This window comes from Mesorhizobium sp. M8A.F.Ca.ET.218.01.1.1, from assembly GCF_004791165.1.
GTDB lineage: Bacteria > Pseudomonadota > Alphaproteobacteria > Rhizobiales > Rhizobiaceae > Mesorhizobium.
In genome coordinates, this window is the sequence record NZ_SRUZ01000047.1 from 1 (window position 1) to 440 (window position 440).

Annotated in this window: 2 protein-coding genes; both read left to right on the plus strand. The window is 37.5% G+C overall.

Annotation, left to right across the window (positions count from 1 at the left end):
• The coding region (locus tag EN861_RS34320) for a 30S ribosomal protein S5 (RefSeq protein WP_135928206.1) at positions 1–323 on the plus strand (323 nt) is incomplete at its 5' end.
• A gap of 16 nt (positions 324–339) precedes the next feature.
• On the plus strand, positions 340–440 hold a 101-nt coding region (gene rpmD / locus EN861_RS34325), incomplete at its 3' end, for a 50S ribosomal protein L30 (protein WP_135928207.1).

The following is a 440-nucleotide window of genomic DNA, read 5'->3' on the forward strand; positions in this document are numbered from 1 at the left end:
TCAAAAAAGCAGTTGAAGCAGCTAAGAAAAACTTAGTTGAAGTTCCACGTGTCGAAGGTACAACTCCTCACATGATCACTGGACAATTCAGTTCAGGTAGTGTATTAATGAAACCAGCAGCTCCTGGTACTGGTGTTATTGCGGGTGGTCCTGTTCGTGCAGTATTAGAACTAGCAGGTATCACTGATATCTTAAGTAAATCTTTAGGTTCAAACACACCAATCAATATGGTGCGTGCAACAATTAATGGATTACAAAACCTTAAAAATGCTGAACAAGTTGCGAAATTACGTGGCAAGTCAGTAGAAGAATTATATAATTAAGGAGGGAAAATAAGTTATGGCTAAATTACAAATTACCCTCACTCGTAGTGTTATAGGTCGTCCAGAAACACAACGTAAAACTGTTGAAGCTTTAGGTTTGAAAAAAACAAACTCTTC